The sequence below is a fragment of the Candidatus Woesearchaeota archaeon genome (genome assembly GCA_018303425.1).
Lineage (GTDB): Archaea > Nanobdellota > Nanobdellia > Woesearchaeales > JAGVYF01 > JAGVYF01.
Window position 1 is genome coordinate 1 of record JAGVYF010000020.1, and the last position, 22,631, is coordinate 22,631.

At 33.0% G+C, this 22,631-nt stretch carries 21 protein-coding genes; 8 read left to right on the top strand and 13 right to left on the bottom strand.

The genetic code is table 11. From position 1 onward, the window contains the following. Positions 1 to 152 precede the first annotated feature (152 nt). Positions 153 to 326: an RNA-binding protein gene (locus J4418_03275; GenBank protein MBS3113077.1), complete on the top strand. Its 174-nt coding sequence runs from the start codon at positions 153 to 155 to the stop codon at positions 324 to 326. Positions 327 to 346: 20 nt separating this feature from the next. Beyond that, complete coding sequence (locus J4418_03280; protein ID MBS3113078.1) at positions 347 to 625, top strand: elongation factor 1-beta; 279 nt, start codon at positions 347 to 349, stop codon at positions 623 to 625. Here J4418_03280 and J4418_03285 read toward each other — a convergent pair. Genes J4418_03285 through J4418_03295 form a run of 3 tightly spaced genes read right to left on the bottom strand, consistent with a single transcriptional unit; the run spans position 622 to position 3,237 of the window. Continuing rightward, complete coding sequence (locus tag J4418_03285; protein ID MBS3113079.1) at positions 622 to 1,812, bottom strand: cation:proton antiporter; 1,191 nt, start codon at positions 1,810 to 1,812, stop codon at positions 622 to 624. The two genes, J4418_03280 and J4418_03285, sit on opposite strands and share 4 nt — an antisense overlap. 2 nt (positions 1,813 to 1,814) lie before the next feature. Beyond that, positions 1,815 to 2,234, bottom strand: a complete 420-nt coding sequence (locus J4418_03290) for a CBS domain-containing protein (GenBank protein MBS3113080.1) — start codon at positions 2,232 to 2,234, stop codon at positions 1,815 to 1,817. Positions 2,235 to 2,250: 16 nt separating this feature from the next. Next, on the bottom strand, positions 2,251 to 3,237 hold the full coding sequence (locus J4418_03295; GenBank protein ID MBS3113081.1) for a tRNA (guanine(10)-N(2))-dimethyltransferase: 987 nt from the start codon (positions 3,235 to 3,237) through the stop codon (positions 2,251 to 2,253). 69 nt (positions 3,238 to 3,306) lie between these two features. Between J4418_03295 and infB the strand changes: the two genes are divergently transcribed. Further along, a complete protein-coding gene (gene infB / locus J4418_03300) occupies positions 3,307 to 5,058 on the top strand; it encodes a translation initiation factor IF-2 (GenBank protein MBS3113082.1) in 1,752 nt (583 codons plus the stop codon). 155 nt (positions 5,059 to 5,213) lie between these two features. Here the strand turns inward: infB and J4418_03305 are convergent, their stop codons facing one another. Further along, positions 5,214 to 5,372, bottom strand: coding sequence for a hypothetical protein (locus J4418_03305; GenBank protein MBS3113083.1), 159 nt, complete (start codon positions 5,370 to 5,372; stop codon positions 5,214 to 5,216). 100 nt (positions 5,373 to 5,472) lie between these two features. Here J4418_03305 and cas4 point away from each other — a divergent pair, with 100 nt between their 5' ends. Together cas4 and J4418_03315 are read left to right on the top strand one after the other, a co-directional pair. Beyond that, on the top strand, positions 5,473 to 6,309 hold the full coding sequence (cas4, locus tag J4418_03310) for a CRISPR-associated protein Cas4 (GenBank protein ID MBS3113084.1): 837 nt from the start codon (positions 5,473 to 5,475) through the stop codon (positions 6,307 to 6,309). A 65-nt stretch (positions 6,310 to 6,374) separates the two neighbouring features. Next, positions 6,375 to 6,635 (top strand): PRC-barrel domain-containing protein, encoded by a 261-nt coding sequence (locus J4418_03315; GenBank protein ID MBS3113085.1) that lies wholly within the window; start codon positions 6,375 to 6,377, stop codon positions 6,633 to 6,635. A gap of 431 nt (positions 6,636 to 7,066) precedes the next feature. Here the strand turns inward: J4418_03315 and J4418_03320 are convergent, their stop codons facing one another. Genes J4418_03320 through J4418_03335 form a run of 4 tightly spaced genes read right to left on the bottom strand, consistent with a single transcriptional unit; the run spans position 7,067 to position 11,814 of the window. Continuing rightward, entirely contained in the window at positions 7,067 to 8,359 is a 1,293-nt protein-coding gene (locus J4418_03320) for an adenylosuccinate synthase (GenBank protein MBS3113086.1), read from the bottom strand. A gap of 49 nt (positions 8,360 to 8,408) precedes the next feature. Further along, the gene (gene purB, locus J4418_03325; protein MBS3113087.1) at positions 8,409 to 9,845 is read right to left on the bottom strand and encodes an adenylosuccinate lyase; all 1,437 of its coding nucleotides are present in this window, start codon (positions 9,843 to 9,845) and stop codon (positions 8,409 to 8,411) included. Further along, positions 9,838 to 11,139, bottom strand: a complete 1,302-nt coding sequence (locus tag J4418_03330) for an amidohydrolase family protein (protein ID MBS3113088.1) — start codon at positions 11,137 to 11,139, stop codon at positions 9,838 to 9,840. Before J4418_03330 ends, purB begins: the two co-directional genes overlap by 8 nt. Positions 11,140 to 11,157: 18 nt before the next feature. After that, a complete protein-coding gene (locus J4418_03335) occupies positions 11,158 to 11,814 on the bottom strand; it encodes an HAD family hydrolase (GenBank protein MBS3113089.1) in 657 nt (218 codons plus the stop codon). A 402-nt stretch (positions 11,815 to 12,216) separates the two neighbouring features. Between J4418_03335 and J4418_03340 the strand changes: the two genes are divergently transcribed. Next, positions 12,217 to 13,230, top strand: a complete 1,014-nt coding sequence (locus J4418_03340; GenBank protein ID MBS3113090.1) for a replication factor C small subunit — start codon at positions 12,217 to 12,219, stop codon at positions 13,228 to 13,230. A 13-nt stretch (positions 13,231 to 13,243) separates the two neighbouring features. On the opposite strand, the gene J4418_03345 is transcribed toward J4418_03340, so the two are convergent. From J4418_03345 to J4418_03365, 5 genes are all read right to left on the bottom strand, one after another. After that, entirely contained in the window at positions 13,244 to 14,209 is a 966-nt protein-coding gene (locus J4418_03345) for a hypothetical protein (protein ID MBS3113091.1), read from the bottom strand. A 14-nt stretch (positions 14,210 to 14,223) separates the two neighbouring features. Next, complete coding sequence (locus J4418_03350; GenBank protein ID MBS3113092.1) at positions 14,224 to 15,516, bottom strand: hypothetical protein; 1,293 nt, start codon at positions 15,514 to 15,516, stop codon at positions 14,224 to 14,226. A 33-nt stretch (positions 15,517 to 15,549) separates the two neighbouring features. Beyond that, on the bottom strand, positions 15,550 to 16,551 hold the full coding sequence (locus J4418_03355; protein MBS3113093.1) for a hypothetical protein: 1,002 nt from the start codon (positions 16,549 to 16,551) through the stop codon (positions 15,550 to 15,552). Positions 16,552 to 16,553: 2 nt separating this feature from the next. After that, complete coding sequence (locus tag J4418_03360; GenBank protein ID MBS3113094.1) at positions 16,554 to 19,172, bottom strand: M15 family metallopeptidase; 2,619 nt, start codon at positions 19,170 to 19,172, stop codon at positions 16,554 to 16,556. 84 nt (positions 19,173 to 19,256) lie between these two features. After that, the gene (locus J4418_03365) at positions 19,257 to 20,438 is read right to left on the bottom strand and encodes a hypothetical protein (protein ID MBS3113095.1); all 1,182 of its coding nucleotides are present in this window, start codon (positions 20,436 to 20,438) and stop codon (positions 19,257 to 19,259) included. Between the two features lie 82 nt (positions 20,439 to 20,520). Here J4418_03365 and J4418_03370 point away from each other — a divergent pair, with 82 nt between their 5' ends. Together J4418_03370 and J4418_03375 are read left to right on the top strand one after the other, a co-directional pair. Continuing rightward, positions 20,521 to 21,579 carry an mRNA surveillance protein pelota gene (locus tag J4418_03370; protein ID MBS3113096.1) on the top strand — a complete coding sequence of 353 codons (1,059 nt, stop codon included), beginning with the start codon at positions 20,521 to 20,523 and terminating at the stop codon, positions 21,577 to 21,579. A gap of 224 nt (positions 21,580 to 21,803) precedes the next feature. Continuing rightward, the gene (locus tag J4418_03375; GenBank protein ID MBS3113097.1) at positions 21,804 to 22,598 is read left to right on the top strand and encodes a TrmB family transcriptional regulator; all 795 of its coding nucleotides are present in this window, start codon (positions 21,804 to 21,806) and stop codon (positions 22,596 to 22,598) included. Positions 22,599 to 22,631 lie beyond the last annotated feature (33 nt).

The window sequence follows — 22,631 nt, forward strand, 5'->3', positions numbered from 1 at the left end:
TGGACACACTATTATAATTTTGAGAGAATACATCAATCTCTCAATTATGAGACACCCGCACATATATATTTAGGTGTAAACTCAATATAGGATAGAACATATTAGAACTAACCGATACCTTTATAAATCCAAATCTAATTCAAGGAATTACAATGACAGAAAAACTATCATGCAATTCATGTAAAATGGATATAGCAAATAATCCTGGCAACGTATCGTTTAAATGCCCAAACTGCGGTAAATACACAGTTATAAGATGTAAACATTGCAGGGAAATTGTTGCGAAATACAAATGCGCAGAATGCGGATTTGAAGGTCCAAACTAAATTTTAGAGTATTTAAAAAAATGGCAAACGCAATAATTACACTAAAAATTATGCCTATAAGTCCCAACGTAGATTTAACTAAATTAGAAATGCAAGTTAAAGACAAGATTAAAACATTCAGTGGGGAAACTCAGACTAAAACCGAAATTGAACCTATCGCTTTCGGTTTAAACGCTTTAAAAATTATATTTGTTATGGATGAATCACGAGGCTCAACAGAACCGCTTGAAAAAGAGATTGAAACTATTAAAAATGTAAACTCTGTAACAGTAACTGATGTCAGAAGAGCACTGGGTTAAAATCCTATTTGGGCTTTAACTTTCTTTTTCTTGATTTCAAACTTTGAAAATATCCCTATTAATGAAATAATAAAAAATGTGCCCAAAAAAACAGATGGCGCAAACAATATCAAAGGAAGATTAGTTGTAAATATCCCTAACTGGATTGCTATCATCAAAATTACTAAACTTTCTACATCTACACATAACATTGAAGAACTGATAATCCCGGACATTTTCAAACCAACTTTTCTCAGATAAATATATGTAGATATAAAACGAATACTTGCATAGGTTAAAAAAATTAAAACAGATAAACCTAAATTATTCCATATCTCAACCAAATCTATTTCTAGACCGAACCATACAAAAAATAATGGGATGAACAAACCGAAAGATACTGATTTAATTTTATCAGTAAAGCTTCTTGTATCAGCAAATGGCATTTTAGCAACCAAAACTCCGGCAATAAAAGCGCCAAGCACTGATGAAAATCCAATGACTTCAGTGAAATATGCTAACGCTAAAACTAATACTAAAGCCAATGAAAATTCAGACTCTTCAATATGCATTTTTAACACAAATTTTGTGATCTTTGATAAAAAATAAACCAACCCAAAAGCAACACCCAAAAATAATAAAAATCCACCTACTTTTAATATAGTCGCTTCCAATAAAGGATTCATAAATAAGGTAATTACAGTAAAAAATGATAAACCTAAAACAATATTTATTATTGCAGATGAAATAGTCATCTTACCAACTGGACCATCCATTAACTTTTTTGACAGCAAAACTTTAGCTGGCACACCAACATCAATAATTGCAAATGCTAAACCTAATACAATTGCTTGTGTTGCATCAAAATTAATGCCAAAATATTGGGGGATATGATAGAAGAAAAAACTCATTATAATCATTAATAAAATTAATAAACCTATACCTAACCTTAGAGCGTGCGTGTTTTCATAAATTTCTTCGATATGCTCTTGTTTTAACCCTGCAACAAACAAAATTAATACAGAGCCAATAATTGCAAATGGTTCGATAGATTCAGCATGTATCCAATTTAAGATTGAGGGTCCAAAAATTAACCCCGCAAGAAGTTCACCTAAAGTTGCTTCTAACCCTATCTTATCAAAAAATCCGCCCAATAATTTTGCAGTAATTATTAGGAGCAACAATATTAATAAAATATTTTCTATCATGGTTATTTAATTTTTAATTGCCTCAATAATATGCCCTGATTTATCACTCCAACCACTTTACCTTTTTTTAACACCGGCATTTCATTAACTTCTGCTTGTATAAACTTTTTAGCGACATCAATCAGCTCATCTTCAGGACTGCAGCTCAAGTCATGTTCTCGCATTAAATCTTTAGCTTTCTTTGCAAAGAATTTTTTTTTAAGATCAAAAGCAAGTTCCAAACCAACTTCATTAACCATTTCGTTTGGCGTAAGCATAAAAAATAAATCGTTCTCATGGATATCTCCTAAAAACTGTTTATTCCGGGTTGCAACAACAAACAAAGATGTATTAGGATTCCTTTTAACTTTACTAAGTATTTTTTTTTTAGTATCATTCGGATAAACAAATACTGGTTTCAGCATTACCTCTTTTATTTTCATTACGAGATATAAGAACTTAGAGATTTATAAATATATTGATAAACTCATCAATTGGCATATCTGTTTTTACACCGTATCTTGAAAAATGTGTAAAGCAAATCTTATATCCTTTCTTTTTAACTTCTTTAAAAATTAAATCCATCGTAGGAGTTCTTTTTTTAAGCTTTTTACATATTGCATGAACATCATAAAATCCTACAACATCAATTTTCGCTTCATCTTGAATTACAGATAATTCCCCCAACTCCATCTTTTCAACAATAGAATTATCCCATAGTTGACCAAGCCATATTGGACCTGCGCCTTCAAATTCACCGTGTTGTCTTATTATTGCATCTGCCTTTTGTTTACCTTTCTCACACATAAAATAAACTCTCATGTAATGTTTAGTCGAATGAGAAAAAATAGGCGTTAAAGCTTTTTCATATTGCGCTCCTATCAATTGCACTTTTCTAATCAATATTCTAATACCTACTTCATGCATTAAATAATTGTGCAAGGGTTTAGCCCAATATTTACGCTGACAAGTTTTGATAAATGTTCCTGCAAGTGACGAAGTATCAGTTGCTGTTACTCCCAAAATCCCATTGCGGGCTATTCGTTTAATTGCCGAATCCAAGAAAAAATTAGGAGAACCAAACGGATCAATATCAATATAATCAAACCCTTTAGAATTTAATAAAAATAAATCTGCATCCAGATTAGAAACAACCCCTTTAACATTATTCAGTTCTAAGTTTTCACGGATTAATTCATAAGCTTTTGGGTTCAAATCATTAAAATGTACTTTCATATTTTTACACTCTAACAAAAACCTGATCCCCCGAACACCTGACCCTGCTAAAGGTAAAGCAATATCCATTTCACGATCCAAAGCATTCAGTAATGATACGGAAATATCCCTATTTCCTTTCATCTCAGGATTATAAAATACAGGCAATTTCTTACTAACCTTTCCTAAATACGCTTTAAATTTTGATTTGCCTTCACTGATTAGCTCCATTTTATAGATAAAGAACGCTTCATTTATAAACACAATCCTTATAAACTACCCAAAATTCATAATTCGACTATGAAAAGACGCCTGATTTTGTCCGTTTTAGGGCATGTGGACCATGGAAAAAGCTCAATGTTAGACAAAATTAGGAATACTGCTATTGTAGCATCTGAAGCAGGCGGAATAACTCAAGCAATAGGCGCATCAATTATTCCAATTGAAACCATCAAAAAAATCTGCGGTAAAATCCTTGCTCAACTTAATATGGAAATTACTATTCCGGGTTTACTGACAATCGATACCCCTGGCCACGCAGCTTTCACTAACCTAAGAAAACGCGGCGGAAACCTTGCAGACATAGCAGTTCTTGTTATTGATATTAATGAAGGCCTTAAACCGCAAACTATTGAATCATTGCAAATTTTAAAAGAATATAAAACCCCATTTGTGATTGCAGCAACTAAAATTGATCTTATTTATGGCTGGAAAACGCAGGATGGGCTGCTTAGCAAAAATATTGAAAAACAAACCCCAAACGCAATTGCTAAATTTGAAACTAAAATGTACGAACTTATTGGACAGCTGCAAGAAAAAGGTTTTGATGCTGAACGCTACGACAGAGTTCAAGACTTTACAAAAAAAATTACAATCGTTCCAATATCAGCTAAATCCGGCGAAGGTATACCTGAATTATTAATGATTGTTACTGCGCTTGCGCAAAAATATTTAGAAAAATGTTTAGAATGCAATATTGAAAATGACGGTAAAGGCACAATTCTTGAAGTAAAAGAAGAAAAAGGGTTGGGCACAACTTTAGATGTAATTTTATACGATGGAAAATTAAAAGTTAACGACTTAATTGTTATCGGGTCTACTGATAAGCCAATTACAACTAAAATTAGAACACTGCTCGAACCAAATCCATTATCAGAGATGAGAGATAAAAAGAGTAAGTTCAAAAGTGTTAAAGAAGTTACTGCTGCAACAGGCGTAAAAATCTCCGCTCCAAATCTAAAAAATGTCATTGCAGGTATGCCATTAAAAGTTGCTAATCTAAAAAATTTAGAAAAAATTGAAAAAGAAATACAGTCCGAAATTAATGAAGTGCTTGTTGAAACCGACAAAAGTGGACTAATCATAAAAGCAGATACATTAGGGGGCATTGAAGCCTTATGCAAAATATTAAGAGATAGAGGGATAAAGATAAGAAAAGCTTCAATCGGAAATATAATGAAAAAAGATGTTGCAGATGCTGAATCTAATCTTGAAACTGAACCGTTAAATGCAGCCATTCTGGGTTTTAATGTAAAATCCACTATCGAAAGTGAAACAATTAAAATCCTTACAAATCCCGTAATATACAGATTAGTTGAAGAATTTGAATTTTGGGTTGAAGAAAAACAAAAATCAATGGAAGCTAATGAATTAAATGAACTTACTAATCCATGCAAAATCAAAATCATGCCTGGTTACGTATTCCGGCAATCAAACCCGGCTGTTTGCGGCACAGAAATAATTGCAGGCAAGCTAAAAACCGGTATGCATCTAATGACTATTGACGGTAAAGAAATTACCAGAGTTAAAGAAATCCAGGACGATAAAAAAAATACATCTGAAGCAAAAGAAAATAAACAAGTGGCAGTTTCATATGAAAAAATAACAATTGGCAGGCAAGTCCTTGAAGGGGACATTCTTTATTCATTAATTAACGAACAAGAATTTAAAAAGATGAAAGAACTTAAAAAATATTTAACCCCTAAAGAAATCGAAGTTTTAAAAGAGATTGCCCTAATTATGCGCGCTAAGAACCCGCTTTGGGGAGTATGAACACACCGGCAAACTTAAAACACCAACAACACAGGCGCAGCCTTTTCTGTATCACATTTGATGATTAATAATTTAGGCCCGGGGTTATCCAGAAAATTCATTGTCTGTATATTAGTATCAAAAAATCCACTTAATCTCTGTAAGAATTCTCTTGCTCATCTAATTAATATGAGCATACTAATCAACAATGAAACCGATTTTAGACAAGACACTGGCTCATAACCTAACATTAACATCTCTGCAAGCGCAACTTTAATTATATTGTTGATAACCGGACATTTATCTTCAGCAATTTCATAAATATAGAAATTCAAATGGCATTTATAAAAATATAAACACCACTAATTGATACCCAATTTATAATAGACATTAAACATCAGTGAGATTTATAAATCTCGGATACTTTATGATATTATGCTAACTGTTAGTTCTATTACCGGATTCCTTTATTGTCCTAGAAAGCTTTACCTGACTAAAATTTTGGGATTCGTTGAACCTCAAAAAGAAGCAACAGTTTTAGGTTCATTAAGACATGAAATTTATGACAGAATCAATAAAATTGAAAAAGATATCATCTTTTTAATCAAAGATAAAAACATAAATTCCATTATTTATTTATACAAGCAAAAGTATAGCCAGATAGTCAGAGACTCAATAATCTCTTTTAAACCTAAACTCCAAATACTTAACTTGAATCTAAGCGAAACATTTCAAACTATCTGGCCTTTCTTAGAAAAAGAATATAACTTTCGCGCTTTAAATGTTTTTGAATTTATTCAGGAACATAAAATAATCGGAGAAGAACTCTGGGAAAAACTAACTCCAAAAATAGAATCCGAAGTAAAAGTTTCATCAATAGAGCTTGAATTAACCGGAGTTGTAGACAGAATAGAGATTTACAAAGGGAATATTATACCCGCAGAACTAAAAACAGGAAAAGCTCCCAAATCTGGAATATGGGCAGATCACAAGATCCAATTAGCTGCGTATATGTTATTATTGGAAGAAAAATATGGTATGGAAATAAAAGGCGGATATGTGCATTATCTAAGCGAAGATGTAAAATACGACGTCATAATGAACCCTTTTTTAAAAGAAGAGGTAAAAGAACTAGTTAAAAAAGTTAAAAATTTATTCGATTCAAGCGAAATTCCTCCTAAAATTCAATCAAAATCCAAATGCGATACATGCAGCTTGAAAGAGGAATGCTATGATGAGAAACTACTCAAAGAAAAGTATAGTATACAATAAACAAAAAGTTTAAATATAATCAAACATAAACAAGGTAAGATAATAATAGGTGAGGGGATTATAATATGACTGAAGATAAAAAATTTTCAAGGGAAATTATTGGCAAAACAGTGGTAAGTAAAACCGGAAAAAGGTTTGGTGAAGTTGGCGACATTATTTTTGAAACAAAATCAGGTGAATTAATTCACATTGAATTAGCTAACCCAACATCGTACACTGAAAAACTGGAACTGGAAAGAGGAAAAGATAACAAGATATTAATTCCTTATAGCGCAGTTATTGCTTCAGGCGATTTTTTAGTAATAGCCGAAGAAGACATAATTTAGTTTTAATTAATACTTTTTCTAATTTATTTAATTATTTACCTAATTTAATATGTAAAATTAATATGTAAAAAGTCAATCACAAAAAAGGTAATACTTTAACAAAGTGAAGCCTTATTACAAAAGCTAGCGTCTTTCCATGAAGCGCATGAAGTTTAAAATACCCCACAGCTTGCTGGGGTTAGATTTTTATTATAAATTCTGCGCGCCAAAGTAAAAAACACTTTGAGCGGCTAATTACTTTATCCATTAAACATGTTTAGCATGTCTAATAGTATGGATAAGCAGCCGAGCCGAAGCTAACTTTTAATGAACAGACTTTCTACTTACCTAATTTACTTTGAGTGTCAATTGAAACCTTGCACCGCGAGCACTGCTCATTAAAAAAAAGTGGTCGCTATAGGCTAATGAAAAGCTCGGCTTCTAAATGCTTCTCAATTTCTTATTATTATTTGGCTCCTTTCAGGACCAACGCCAATCATAGTCACTGTTACGCCAGTTAACTCTTCAATTCTTTTAACATATTTTTGCGCATTTGATGGCAGTTCAGAAAAATTTCTGCATGCAGATATATCAATATCCCATCCCGCAAAAGTTTCATATAATGGTTTACATCTGCCCATTGCTGAACCAGTAGGAAGCCTTTCTCTTACCAAATTATCCGCTAAAGCATATGCTACGCAGATTTTTAACTCTTTTAATCCAGATAATATATCAAGCCTTGTTAAAGCAATTTCATCGATCCCATTAACGATTACAAAATTATTTACTTCTACAATATCTAGCCAGCCAATTCTTCTAGGTCTCCCAGTAGTTGTACCATACTCGTGACCTTTTTCTCTAATATAATTACCCACATCATTTAATAACTCAGCAATAACTGGACCTTCTCCGACTCTTGATGTATAAGCTTTTACCACGCCTATTACTTTATCTAATGTTGGCACGCCTTTACACCTTAGGCCTATTCCCAAACCTGTAAATATCCCGCCTACTGTCGTATTAGAACTGGTTGTGTATGGATAAAGACCATGATCAATATCTAACAACCCACCTTGCGCGCCTTCATAAAGAATTGATTTGCCCGCAGCAATCGCATTATAAATTTCTCTAGTTATATTAGTTGAATGCTTTTTAAAAAAATCTACATAAGAACTCAACTTTAGAACTAATGCATTTTTATCAAGTAATTCTTCACTGCCAAATACATGCTTGAGCTCTTTAGATTTTAAACTAACAGCCTTATCAACAAATTCTGCAAGCTCGCCGTTATCATGTAATTCTATTAAATCGGCTATCCTCATGCCATGTCTTGCATATTTATCTGCATATGTAGGCGCAATACCTCTCTTGGTTGAACCTGCTGCCCTTTTACCCTGATAAGTACTAAAAGCCGAATCAAGCGCGATATGATACGATAATGTCAAATGCGCCCTATCACTGATTAATAAATCGGGATAAATTCCCCTTTTATTTAATGCATCAAGTTCTTTAATAAAATCTTCCGGATCAATAACGACCCCATTGCCAACAAATAATTTTTTTCCATAAACAACACCAGACGGTATTAAATGTAACTTAAAAGTTTGATCACCAACAACTACGGTGTGGCCGGCATTATTTCCGCCTTGAAACCTGGTAACAATATCAGCTTTCTCAGACAAATAATCAACAATTTTACCTTTCCCTTCATCTCCCCACTGCATACCAAAAATAGCTATATTCATTTTCCATCACCCACTTTTTAAATTCAATTTTAATAATATTTTGTTTCAATTAGTTTTTTGTGCTTCTTAAATTATCATATTTCTTTACAGCCATTTCAACCAGTTCATTAGCATACCCCAAATAATTATCGCATTTAACCTGCCTTAACTGCTGTTTTGTTTCATCATCTACGTCTAACGCATTAATTATCCTATCTATTTTTAGAGGGTCATAACTTTCATTGCTCCGAAAAATGTCTTTAAACACATTATACCCGTCAGACCTCCCTTTAGCCCTAAAAATAGTTTGATATGCTTCAGACAATACCTTCTGATTCTCTTTCAACTCATTCAACATCAAAGTCCCATTAATATATATTAATTCTAAAAAATCATTAGTATAACTTAATGCAACTAAAGAATATCCAAAAGCTGCGCCATAATTCCTTTCCATGTCATGGTCGGATAAATCCCGTTGCAAGCGGGAAACTTCTAATTCTCTTGCAAAAACTTCAAACAATGCATTAGAAACCTCAACATTGCCTTCACTGCATTCAATTAACCAGGGATTAATCTTATGAGGCATTACTGAAGAACCTACATGACTTTCAACTTTTTTTTGTAAAACCAAGTCTTTAGAAACATAATACCAAAAATCTTGATTTAAATCCTTTAATATAATATTAACATTTAAGATACTTTGAAACATTTTTACAATCCGGTCTTTAGGACCCCTCTGGTTTGTAAGAAATTCACAATCAAAACCAAAACTTTCAACAAATTCTTTTGAATATTTAACCCAATCAATGTTTGGAAAACCTACTTTTTGCGCATTATAATTGCCTACTGCTCCATTCATCTTAGAACTCAGCTTTAAACTAGATAAATATTCTAATTGATTCGTAAATCTCCCTAAATATACCGCGATTTCTTTACCAAAAGTAGTGGGAGACGCTGGTTGTCCATGCGTACGTGATAACAAAGGCACATCTTTATTCTCAAGCGCCAATTGTTTAAGTTTATCGCACAATCTAATTAATTGAGGCAACCAAACATTTTGATAAGCTCCTTGTAACATGCAATTATATGCAATATTGCTAACATCTTCAGAAGTAAAACCAAAATGAACCATTGATAATAATGATTCATACTTAGTGCCTTTTAACTTTTCACCGATATACAATTCAACAGATTTCACGTCATGCTCAACCGGTCCGATTCCATTTCTTCCAAAATGATCATATTCGGCAATTGCAAAAGAGGCGTTATCAATATCAAAATTTTCAAAAATGGCCATCAACTCTTTTTTATCTTCTTCGGTTAAATTTGGCAATCCAAATTCAGGCTCACACATCTTAATCAGATGTTTTAACTCGACTAATGTTCGATATTTATGCAGCGCATGTTCAGAAAAATAATCTGACAAAGGAAGCGTTATTAGGCAATGTCGCCCATCTACCCCGCTTATTTTTTTTAAAGAATTAAAATAAGCTTCTTTTTTAATCATTTTTTATCATCTCTTCTAAACGGCTTACTGAATCTCTAAACAATCTCCTAACTTTCTGATAATGATCTCCGTTAGTTAGTTTCCCTTCTTGTTTTAAAACTCTTCCTGCAACCATAACAAAATCTACATCGTTTGCTTCAGTGCTGTGTATAACATCCGTAGGATTAGGTTGTTTAACACATATCAAATCCGCAGATTTGCCAACTTCAATAGAACCAATCTCTTTATCTAAACCTAAACATCTAGCCCCATTAATGGTTAAAATTTTAAAAGAATCCTCCGTAGAAATTGCAGACATATCTCCTTCATGACAGTTTACTAACGTAACACCATAACTCATATGCCTAAACAAATTCATTGAAAATGCGCTTATATTACCGTCCGTAGCTAAACCAACCGGTACACCTGCCAGATCCATTTCTTTATATTTAATTAATCCCTTGCCTTTTCTTGCATTTGTAAATGGACACCAAGCAAGTTTTGATCCTGCAAACGCCATCCTAAATGCATCTTCTTGAGTTAAGATAGTTCCATGCGCAATTAATAATCGCTCCGTCAAAAGACCAAGCTCATTTACATATGAGATAGAATCAGTGCCTAACTCTTTTAAAGTTTTTATTTCTTGACTTTCCCCTAAATGCATATGCACGGGGATTCCTTCTCTTTCAGAAAATTTCGCAATTTTTTCAAGATCATTCTGTGGAAGCATATAGATTGAATGCGCGCCAATTGCTATCTTTGCCAAACCTAAATTTGTAATTGATAAATCTTTAATTTCTGCTAAAAGTGAATCTATATCCCTATCCGGATTCATAAAATAATTTCCAGTATATTCTCCATTTTTTTTAGTTTGGAAAATCGCAGGAGAAACTAATATCCTTAATCCTGTTTCATTTGAAGTTTTGATTACTTCCTCTGGGAAAAAGTAATGATCCGCAACAGCAATAGTGCCGGAAGATATCATCTCATAAGCAGTCATACAAGTAGCAGCATATACGTCTTCAGGAGTAAATTTAGGTTCATAACCCCATATCTGATTCAACCAATCAATACCTTGCTTTCCATCAATCTGTGTTCTTTTATTTAATGATTGATAAAGCTCGTTAAAAATTTTCATGCCCATATGCGCATGCGTATTCACACAACCAGGCATAACAAAGCCATCAAGTGTTAATGTATTTGCACTGCCCCCGGGCTTATCACTTATCTCTTTAATCTTGCCATCTTCAATTGATAAATAAACATCATCCTTAAATCCATCCGGCAAATAAATATGTTTACAGTTTAAATTCACTTTAATTCCCTCCTAAATTCATCTCAATTCAAATAAACCTTTTTGAAGTCCGGATAAATCATTAACAATAAATCTGTCATCTAACCCTTGAGAAACAAAATCTTCCTTTTTAGTTAATCCAGTCAAAACAGCTACAAAATATAACTCCCTGGCTTTAGCTGAAACATAATCATCAAGATGGTCACCAACAACAACAATCTCACCAACCGAAATACCTTTTCCATCTAAATGTTCAATCGCTTTTTGATACGCGTTTCGGTGAGGCTTTCGTTCTTCAGCGCTAGGAGGCGGATAAATAAAATCAAAACATTCCCGGAGATATCCGCACTGTGATAATCTTTCTTCAATCATCTGTGTCCGATTAGTCATTATTCCAAGAACCTTCCCGGTTTGATATAAAGAAGTAACTACATCAACCCCATTTAACGTAGCAGAATATCCTTTTTCTTTAGCTCTGGCCCTATATGCAGCTAAAACAACTGGACCGTTTTCAACAAATAACTCTTTAAATATATCTTCAAATGGCAGATTCTTTGATTGAACTGCCTTAATATTTAAATCATCAGGTACATTTAACCCTAAACTATTAGAAGTTTCTTTTATCATTGATAAAACATATTTATCAGTTTCCCAAAGCGTATTGTCAGCATCAAATATTATTGCCCGAATTGTCATAATAATCACCTAAATCCAATGAAAATCTCTCCTCAATTATTAATAATAAGTTTATTTTAAAAACATTTAGGTAAACAAAAACATATTACAAAAAACGTATTACAACAAATAAACTGGGAACAAGAATTCTCTTGCTCATTTAATAATATACGAACATGCAAATTAACAATTGAATGACTCTGAACTGCGCCAAAAGTTAGTAATACTTTAGCAAAATAAAGTTTTAACACAAAAGTTAACGTCATTCCGTGCAGTCTCAGTGCATTTATCAGCATAGCAACATCTGGCTGCATTAAAGTATATATGAGCACACAAATGTTAACTTTGGTTTGTCGCTTCAGAAAGCTAAAGTATTGCAAAAGTTCAATAACTTTATAAATAAAACATCTATTCCAATCTCTAATGACAGCCATAAATTATGAATCTAAATATAAGCCAGAAACCAATATCTGGACAGAAAAATATAGGCCTTCAACATTTGATGAAGTCAGAGGTCAAAAAGATATTGTTAATAGAATTAGAACATTTGTTGAACAGAAAAATATGCCTCATTTACTATTTTCAGGACCTGCAGGTGTAGGTAAAACCACACTCTCTCTAGTAATTGCCCGGCAATTATTTACTGAAAACTGGAAAAATAATTTTTTAGAACTGAATGCCTCAGATGAAAGAGGCATTGACATTGTCAGAGTTAAAGTAAAGGATTTCGCAAGAACTAGAGCAATTGGTAATGTACCATTCAAAATAATATACTTAGATGAATGTGATGCTTTAACAAAAGAAGCACAGCAAGCGTTAAGAAGAACTATGGAAAATTACACTAAAACCTGCAGATTCATTTTATCCTGTAACTATAGCAGTAAAATAATTGATCCTATCCAATCAAGATGCGCAGTTTTTAAATTCAAACTTTTACCTAAACCCGAGATAGAAAAACTAATCACTGAAAGATTGCTCGGAGAAAATAAGGAATTTACCATTGATTCTCCGCTAAACGAAATAATTGACGCACTATATGAAATTTCCAATGGTGGCGACATGCGAAGAGTTATGAACATACTGCAGGCATGCGCATCAATCGCAGAAAACAAAAAGATTACTGCTAATCTGATTTATTCAATGGGTTCAGTTGCAAAGCCTGAAGAAATCAAAGACATATTAAACACGGCAATTAATCAAGACTTTGACGGCGCAAGAAGAAAACTACTCAATTGCATGTTAGAAAATGGCCTTTCAGGCATTGATATAATCAAACAAATTTCCAAGGCAGTATGGGACATAGAGATTGACAACAGAGCAAAAGTTAAATTAATGGATAAATGCGGAGACATTGAATTTCGTTTAGTCGAAGGCTCTGACGAATTTATTCAGTTGGAAGCATTGCTGGCTTTTGCAATGATGTTAAAAGAAAAATAAAAAATAAAGCGCCTTAACTAGCGCTTACATCTTGAATCTCGATTGATTTTTCAAAGAACTGATGATATCTATATGATAAATCTACAGTAAATAATTCTTCGAACACTGAGTCAACAGCACTCAAATCTAAGGTGCATATAACAGCCCTTTTCTGTCCATTGAACAATGTAACAAACCCTTCAGATTCCACACTATTCCCTTGCTCTAAACCTGAACACCGGGGAAGCGCACCATTGACGTCAGACGTGACTTTTAAGAAAACTTTATATTTATCAGGATTTATTATAGCATCATTACAATCTGTACCTACCCTATAAAACATATCATCTTTGTCACCAACATGTTCAATCTCAAATAATATCTGGACCTTATTTTCACCCAGTGGGCTTTCTTTAAGCATTGTAATATGCACCGGCCCGCCTGAATTTTCAACATCTTTTTCTCCGGTTACTTTGCAAATTGCTTCACCAACATTTCCTAATGGGTTTTTATTGACACAAATTTTCGAACTCACTTGTGTTTTATAATCATAACAAAGATTGGCCCTAAATTTAAAATCAGTATTACCCTTTAAATCAGGCATGTACTTTAACCCTGCAAACTCAACAAATGATGTATCCCCCGGCAAATTTGTACCATCTGTGTTTTTCTTTGATCCCCTTATTCCAGGAATATCTTTTTTCAACCCAGCCTGCGAACTTAATCCAAAATCTTTAGAGTTAATTCCTAGAATTTCAACATATCCATTACCAGCTTCAACAAAATGTTCACCCTTATTTTCAAATTTTAAACCAATGGCAAAGGATGAACTGCCTTGATCATACACTTGTTTGGGTGGCGCTCCTTCAATAAATTCTCCGGTAAGCCCCATTTTTCCTCCAATAAACGGAGAAACTCCTTGTTTAATCGGTTCTTTCCCTCCACAACCAACAACGAATAACATCACCAAAATCATTAATAACACGCTTATCTTTTTCATTTTAATTACCTCTTTCAAATATCCCTGCATTTCCCATCAATACATCTTGGACCGCTAGTTGCTTTTTCGCAATCTGCATCAACCCGGCAATTTCTACCGAATAATGCTCCAGTAACGTCAATAGGAAGATTAACCTGGAAATTTTTATCCTTATACCTAACTGAACCATCTTCATTTAATTCTACTCTCTTACCATTTTTATCATAAACAAATCTTACACCCCCTGCGCCCAATTCTGATCTGTATTGATTGATATTAACGATCTCAACTCTTTGCTGGGTTGATTCCATGTAACCATACTCCAATGTAATCTGTAATGGAGTTTGAAAAGCATAAGCATTCCCGCTATAATCCACTACTTGAGTAATTACAGCTTTGCCATCATGAAGCCTTACTAAATTTTCTGAATAAGAATAATCAGATTGGGGGTTAAACTTAATACTAAAATCATTATCTCTGTAAGAAAATCCAACGGCTTTACCTGTAATGTCTTTGACTGAATTACCAATAATTACAGTTCCACTTCCGCTATTCCCTCCAACAGAAATACTAATTCCGCTTGCAGTTGAAGGAGAACCAATCCTATATCTTACATGCCCTATGTCGCTTGGTTTCAATTCATATGGAGCCTTTGAATAATCAACAACTTCACCATCGCCCAAGTTTGCAATATAAATTCTGTACAAAATCTTACCGCCGCCAATTGCAGTCGGTTCAATTTTTGTTACTCCGACAGGCGCCCCTTGACCGCCCCCTGACGAATAAGGAGTCATAACACAGGCTTTTTGTGAAGCTGTTATTCCATAAACATCAGGATCAATACATAACACTATGTTTGCATCTGTTATATACCTGTACACAGACTGCGCAAAAATATTTGTAGTATAAGAATCAGTTATTGAATCTAAATTAAGCTGACCTCTTAATTCTTCAATACACGTGCCTCCCGGAGGATTTAACTTTGACCTTGGCAAAATTTCAGTAAACCCGCAATTTGGAGAAGGATAATTAAAACCCTGATCAATATCCAATTGAGAAAATCTAATTATATTAGGGTCAAACCCGGATAAATAAAGTTTACCGCTCAAAGGAAACGTACCTTGATTTTTCATTTCTAAAGCAACTTCAAAAGAATCCCCTGTTTGAGCAAAAGTTTGAACTGGCGGTACATCCTTCAAAAACAGCAATTCAAGAGCTTCAGTCCCTCTATATACATCATCTTCAAGATTAGGTTTTGTTCCCCTGGAACCACAACCTACGATGAACACTAATAAAAACAATATTATTATGATTTTTTTGATTTTCATGTATATCAACCCATTTTATTTTATTTTGTATTATTAAATTTTTTCTATTATTAATTTTTGAGTGACTGTTTTAGTATAGTCATAAACCATTTCAACAAGCAAAGGCGATTCATATGCAGAACCGGCCGGAACAGTTGATTCACATACCACTTCAGCTTTATTATCTTTAAGATTAATTAAATAATAAGGCGTGTTTTCAACTGCAATAGCCCTGCATTTAAGGTCTTGAACGCCTAACCGCGCTGCTAATTTCAAATATCCCCAAACCTTTGCAGGTTTAATATCAGATGTTGCTGCTGAACAAATATAACTGCCTGCACCATCATTTAAAACGTTGCCATCGCCTAAATTTTCAATGTATATCCTAAAAAAAGTTTTTATATTGGCTCCGCTAGCAAGACTGCTCATTACCTCAAGTTTGGTAACTCCGACAGGAGCTCCTTGGCCTCTTGAACCAACATTTACATCTTTAGATTCACAGGCAGGCTGCAAGTTTACAGCTAAATTTTTTGGCTGTATGCATACGCTTTCTTCAAATTGCGTCCCATAATTATAACATAATATTCCACTTACCAAGGTATCTTGTAATTTGCTAAGCGTAATTTTTTTAGATTCAAACTCAACTTCATATTCTACCGAATCCCCTACTAAATTCTCCGGACTTCTCCCATCCAAACTTTGTTTAGTAAGTTGGGAAGTTACTTCATTATTAGCCGGATCAAGAGGTTTGCCATTTAGAATCCTATTATTAGCTTTAACATAATCCTGTTCAAAACCTACCAAAACATATACGCTTTTAGTTTGAGCAACCCCTTGGTTAGTAATTAATAAATTTAAAGGAAACTGTTCTTCCTGAAATACTTTTAAATCCCTATTGTCAGGTAAAAATAAAATTTCTACTCCTTTGGTACCAATTCTTAAATCTTTCATAGTCAAAGTGTCAGGTCTATTACTAGTACAACCTCCAATTATTAATGATAATATGCAAACTATAATTATATGATTAAATTTTTTAATTTGTTTGAATTTTTTCATATTCATGTTGCCTCAAAATGCATAGGATCCGGCTCTTGCCAATACCCGCCCCACGCAATCCCTGCAGGAATAAAATAATTATCCGCCAAAAACTTTAAAGGCTCATAAGCTCCGCCAATCTTAAAATTAGTAGATTCTAACTTATCATAATCTTCAATACTTTTCCCATCAGCGCTTCTTTTAGCATTTGGCCCCATATGAACATTTATATCTACTGCTACGCCCCATGCATGCGCAGAAAACGTAGTTCCTCCTCTTACGTTTCTGCAAATATAATGTCCCCAACCTGAATCTTTTTTTATTAAACCGCCATAACCATCTTGTTCAATTAATGCAAGAGCTGTTTTAAACGCAGATTCTGCCTTAGGATTCAAACTCATATCACCTATAATTGAATAACTTATAATCGGATAATTTTTTACATCACAATACGGCCCATAAACTTGTTCCATTTGACTCGGATTGCCATATCTTGATAACACTTTTAAATTTGAACCAGATATGCTTCCCGGTTTTGAATTGTTTGCCGTAGATACATCAGAGCTACTCACCATACCACATTCACTTCCGCTCAAAAGTCCCAAAATGCATCTTACTGAGTTTAAAACAATATAGTCACCATTGCAATTCTTTTCAAATACTGCTTCAGTTTTATACCCCCCTTTTTCACAATCCGCATCACAAAAACATCCATCATAATCATCACAAGTTGTTGTACAATCACTTAAAGATTTCTTAAGGCCATCACCAATCTTTAACCTTAAAGTTGTTGATTCTTCGAGTTCATATTTATATTTTGCACTAACTTTAACATACTTCGTAACTAACGGAATGTTGTTCAATAAACTGCGGGCAGATTCAATATCTTTAGCAAAAATTCGACAATTATAAGTTTTAGCAGAAGCAATGCCCCCTGAACCAATAACTTGTTTTTTTCCAATATCGTTTAATAAGTAATTATTTTCCTCACCTTCAACAAAATCAAATAAAGGACATTCAAAGACTAACTCTTTAGGTATTATAACCCTTAATTCTTCAATCCCTGAAACTTTTCCATTCCATTTATTTTCAATGGTAATCCCTAACCTATACGTCCTTTGTTGTTCAGATTCAGATAAACTCACTGTTAAAGGTAATTCATCTATAATGCCAAGCCCAATCATAATCGGACCACCTGTATATACAGCGACAGGCTTTTTATCGGTGATTTTATATTCATCCAATGGATTAAGTTTTTGTCTTTTCATATCCCGTAATTTTTGAGTTTCCATAAAATAAGTTTTAATGTACGATTTTGTTACAAATGGAAATCTGACTTTAAAATCAACTACCTCTGAACCATCTTTAATTTTGACAAGATCGTTTTTATCAGCAGGAATATTGCAATCAACAGCAGTGCTTCCGCCTTGGATATCAAATAAATTTAAACTGGGAGGGTTGACTCTGCCTGATACATGTTTATTAGTTAAATTACATTCTAGTTCAACTTTTTGATTTAATTCGCAGTCTTCTTTATTTTTATACAGCCGATTTTGCGAGCTATAATAATCTTTTAATTCTTCTCCAGTATAACCTAAATTTAAAATCTCTTCTTCGTTTAAATAACTTTCACAGTCATCAACATCTAAACTTGCTCCCTCTATCTGGCCAAATATTTCAATTGGTACTGGCGGACCTTGACTTGATTCACCCAAATAATATTCTTTTTCTCCTGATTTCACTTCTTTCAAAAAAACTCCTAAATTTTTATTAGCATATTTGTCTACGTTGCCAGTATAATAATCACCGGTTGCAATTGCTTTTTGTCTTTCCCACCATTTTTCAAATGTACTCGGAATTCCTTTTAGCCAAATTCCGATTTTTGCCAACAAAGTGGGTGCTTGTTCTAATGCTTGAGATCCAGTTTGAACAACAGTGCCGGGCAAATTGCCTGCATTTGTGTAGAGCCCGGGTAATCCGGGGATATTCAAAGAACCAATTAAAACAAAAAATCCCATAAATACAGTGCCCATAATTAAAAAAATCGGAATAAAACCTAATTTTTGTAATTTGCCGCTATACCACAGTATTAAAAAAACTACGAGAATAAATGAACCAATAAGCCCTAAAGAACCGCCAAACATTAACATCGCCCCCATTAAAATCATTGTAGCAAATACTATCAAAACTTTATTAAATGAAACAGTTGTTTGATTAGGCACAAGCATAGATTGGACTTGTGTTGTTTGCTGTGTTGTTTGCTGCGCAATAGGAGTCTGGGACTGGCTGTTTGGATCACTCAAGAACAGATTATAAACAATTAAACTATAAAATGGGAATGCATCTAAACCGGGAATAAATTCAAAAAATAATTCTTTTTTTATGGAAAACCCCATTAAAGGCAAAAGGATTGTGTTGGCAATAGTTAAGATTGCTTCAACGACTTCCAAAATAAATGCTAAACTTCCCCAACTAAAAAAATCCAAAATAATTCTCAATATTGAAAAATAATCCGAGATTCCTGCAAAGAAAATGGCAATCTTATATTTGATATTGCCTTTATTAAATATTTCCCATAATGTAAACGGATTTAAAACGGTGAATAAATTGACCAAACTATTAGAGCCACTTGCTGTTGCCATTACCTATCCTCTTTTTTAACTCTTTCTTTGATTTAAAGCTCATCATTTGAAATTTATAGTTTTAAATTTTGAAAATTTATTTTTTCATTTTTTTAACCAAATTTTTAACTCACTAATATCATAACTGCCTTCAGGCACAATTTTCACCGAATTAAAATCTTCATCTACAAACGAACTTATTTTTGTAATATATTTAACATCACTAGTATCAAAAGATTTAATATTATTATTAATATATATTCTGCCCTCTCTTGATTCGTATTCATCTGTAAACTTTAATTGTAAGTATACATCATAACCTCTGTTGGTCAAATTGTACATTTGATCTTCATTTAAATCAAAATAATAAATCGGATTCTTTTTATTTTTCAGTTCGGTATCAAACCTAATCCTGTCAATATTATATTGGCCATCAGCAATTTCAAAATCAATAGCATTGCTTCCTGCTACAACTTGTTCAGGAGATATTTCAAACCGGTTAACATATCCGCAATTAGGCAAACCTGAAAATACTTTTACACCGTTCAACTTTACAGTTAAAGTATCAGCATCTGCGCTGCAGTAAGGATAAAAATAAAGTTCCCCTCTTCTCATGATAGCTCTCTCATCATAATCCATATAAAATAATGTTGAAGTTTCTTTATGTGAAATATCAGTTACATCTGCCCTAAGTTCCACACCAGTAAGCTCATAATCATTTTTTAAGAAAAATAATATCCCGGGACCTGTAACATCAAACTCTAAAAGATTAGCTTCTTTGAGTAAAGATTTCCTTAAAAAGATAGGTTCAATTGAGCCCTCAACATTCTTATTTAATATTTCTTCACCATTTAACCTTATAATTAAATCTCCTTCAGCTGTTAACACATTAAAACTTAAAAGGACATTATCTATATTATCTAAATCTTTTATAAAAAAAGGCACAGATTTCAACTTTTCACTAAATACAGACCTTGCAATAGCAATTCCACCAAAGTTTTCTAATAATTGCCCTTCTGTCCGTACATAAAGATTTAAACTTGAGATGGTATGTGAAAACGAAGAACTTCCTTCTTCAGTAACCATTCCTAAATTTTCAAGCAATAATACAGACCCCCCTGCTGTAACTTCGCCAGATTCAGAATCATTTCCGTAATCGCTTCCGTCAAGGATACTTTGACGTATTGCTGGAGGTATAAACAAAAGGTAAACTAAAATTGATAATGCAATTAATGAAACTAAAATAGCAGCCCCGCCGCCGCCTTCTTGAGCCTTTTTTTTAAACATTTGATATCACCTACTAAATATATATAGTATATTATTGATACTAAATCTATTTAAATCTTCTCCTTTTATAGATATAAATAACATGAAAATTATCAATAAAAATCTGAGCAAAGGCTTTGTAAAGATACAAATTACGAACCGCGATGATTTATGGTATTTAAGCCAATTAATTTCTCCGGGGGATATTATCAGTGGCAAAACCATCAGAAAAATCAAATTAGGAGAATCAGGCGATAGAAAAATAGCCATTATTAAAAAATCGGTTTATATCAAGATTAACGTTGAAAAATTAGAGTACACTGCTGAATCTTTAAGAGTGCTAGGACCAATTATTGAAGGCCCTGAAGATATAGCAAAAGGAAGTTACCACTCATTTAATCTTGAAGAAAATTCCTGTATAAGTATCCAAAAACAAAGATGGTACACTTACCAAATCAAAAAGTTACAAGAAGCATCTGAACCAATACTGCCAAAAATTTTAATATGTGTTATGGATAGAGAAGAAGCATATTTCGCAATTTCTGAACAATCAGGTTACAAATTATTATCATCAGTTGAGGGAGATGTAGAAAAAAAAGATAAAAGAGCAGTTGAAAAAAACACTTTTTATCAAGACATTATTAATAATATTAATGAATATGTTTCAAGATACAAAATTGAAAAAGTTCTTTTAGCCAGCCCTGCTTTTTGGAAGGATGAAGTAATTAAATTAATATCAGATCCGGAATTAAGAAAAAGAATTACACTTGTAACCTGTTCAGCTGCAAAGGAAACAACAATAAATGAAGTACTGAAAAGGCCTGAAACTCAACAGGTGCTTAGACAGGACAGAGTGGCTAAAGAAATTATTATTGTTGAAGAATTATTAAAAGAAATATCTATCGACGGCAAATCAGCTTATGGATTGATAGAAGTAAAAAATGCATCCGATTTAGGGGCAATACGAGAATTATTGATAACGGATAAATTCATCCAAAAAGCCAGATTAGATAACGTCTATAACGAAATTGATAAAATTCTAAAACTAATTGATAAAAGCCAAGGTAATATAAACATCATATCATCTACACATGATGGCGGTAAAAAATTAGACGGCCTTGGGGGTATAGCTGCAATTCTAAGATATAGATTAAACTATTAAATTTCTTAAAATATAAATTAAAAATCAAGCGCGAAAAATTAGTTCTTTCCCACGATGCTAAATTAATTCATTTATAGTTCCTCTTGATATACTAAAAAAGCAACAAAACCAAAACTAATCTTTTAAAAATATACTTTATTATTACCTTAAACTATATTACCTTAAAACCAAACATTTATATAAGTGCTGCATCTATTTAATAATAAGAAAATAGGGGATAATAAATGATAGTTAAAGAAGAATTTTTAAATAATCTTAGACGATATTTTGCGCTTAATCTTTATGAGGCAAAAGTTTGGGCAGCTCTCCTTTCAAGAGGAGTCTCAACTGCAGGTGAACTTTCTGATATTGCCAATGTACCAAGATCTAGATCTTATGACATTTTGGAATCACTTGAAAAAAAAGGTTTCGTTGTAATGAAATTAGGCAAGCCGATTAAATATTTAGCAGTTTCACCCCCCGAAGTAATTAATCGCGTTAAAAAAAATATGAAAAATGAAGCGGATGAAAAAATAAAAAGACTTGACAACCTAAAAGATACAGAGTTATTAGAAGAACTTAACACTCTGCATAATCAAGGTATTGAAGTGATAGAACCCAGCGATTTTGCAGGTTCACTAAAGGGCCGAAGAAACTTATATGATCATTTAGAAGAATCAATCAGGAAAGCTGAAAATAAGGTTAATATAATGACCACTTCTCAGGGCCTTATTAGAAAAATTGAAAGCCTTAAACAAGCTTTTCAAGAATTAAAAAATAAAGGAGTCAATATAAGAATTGCTGCGCCTTTAGACAATGAATCTAGAAAATTAATACAGGAAGAATTAAAAGGATTAGCCGAGATTAAAGAAATACAAGACATAAATGCAAGATTCTGCACAGTTGATGGCAAAGAAGTAACCTTTATGGTATTAGACGATAAAGACGTACATCCTAATTATGATATAGGAATCTGGAGCCATAGTAAATATTTTGCAAGTGCGCTAGACTGTTTATTTGATATTGCTTGGAAACGATAAAAATCTATTCAGCATATAAAATTTAACATCAAG

Coding starts and splice junctions, on each gene's coding strand:
- J4418_03295 (MBS3113081.1), bottom strand. CDS start 3,237: ATGGAGCTAATCAGTGAAGGCAAATCAAAATTTAAAGCGTATTTAGGA.
- J4418_03280 (MBS3113078.1), top strand. CDS start 347: ATGGCAAACGCAATAATTACACTAAAAATTATGCCTATAAGTCCCAAC.
- J4418_03370 (MBS3113096.1), top strand. CDS start 20,521: ATGAAAATTATCAATAAAAATCTGAGCAAAGGCTTTGTAAAGATACAA.
- J4418_03290 (MBS3113080.1), bottom strand. CDS start 2,234: ATGAAAATAAAAGAGGTAATGCTGAAACCAGTATTTGTTTATCCGAAT.
- J4418_03365 (MBS3113095.1), bottom strand. CDS start 20,438: ATGTTTAAAAAAAAGGCTCAAGAAGGCGGCGGCGGGGCTGCTATTTTA.
- J4418_03345 (MBS3113091.1), bottom strand. CDS start 14,209: ATGAAAAAGATAAGCGTGTTATTAATGATTTTGGTGATGTTATTCGTT.
- J4418_03275 (MBS3113077.1), top strand. CDS start 153: ATGACAGAAAAACTATCATGCAATTCATGTAAAATGGATATAGCAAAT.
- infB (MBS3113082.1), top strand. CDS start 3,307: ATGAAAAGACGCCTGATTTTGTCCGTTTTAGGGCATGTGGACCATGGA.
- purB (MBS3113087.1), bottom strand. CDS start 9,845: ATGATTAAAAAAGAAGCTTATTTTAATTCTTTAAAAAAAATAAGCGGG.
- cas4 (MBS3113084.1), top strand. CDS start 5,473: ATGCTAACTGTTAGTTCTATTACCGGATTCCTTTATTGTCCTAGAAAG.
- J4418_03360 (MBS3113094.1), bottom strand. CDS start 19,172: ATGGCAACAGCAAGTGGCTCTAATAGTTTGGTCAATTTATTCACCGTT.
- J4418_03335 (MBS3113089.1), bottom strand. CDS start 11,814: ATGACAATTCGGGCAATAATATTTGATGCTGACAATACGCTTTGGGAA.
- J4418_03350 (MBS3113092.1), bottom strand. CDS start 15,516: ATGAAAATCAAAAAAATCATAATAATATTGTTTTTATTAGTGTTCATC.
- J4418_03355 (MBS3113093.1), bottom strand. CDS start 16,551: ATGAAAAAATTCAAACAAATTAAAAAATTTAATCATATAATTATAGTT.
- J4418_03320 (MBS3113086.1), bottom strand. CDS start 8,359: ATGAATATAGCTATTTTTGGTATGCAGTGGGGAGATGAAGGGAAAGGT.
- J4418_03285 (MBS3113079.1), bottom strand. CDS start 1,812: ATGATAGAAAATATTTTATTAATATTGTTGCTCCTAATAATTACTGCA.
- J4418_03375 (MBS3113097.1), top strand. CDS start 21,804: ATGATAGTTAAAGAAGAATTTTTAAATAATCTTAGACGATATTTTGCG.
- J4418_03340 (MBS3113090.1), top strand. CDS start 12,217: ATGACAGCCATAAATTATGAATCTAAATATAAGCCAGAAACCAATATC.
- J4418_03315 (MBS3113085.1), top strand. CDS start 6,375: ATGACTGAAGATAAAAAATTTTCAAGGGAAATTATTGGCAAAACAGTG.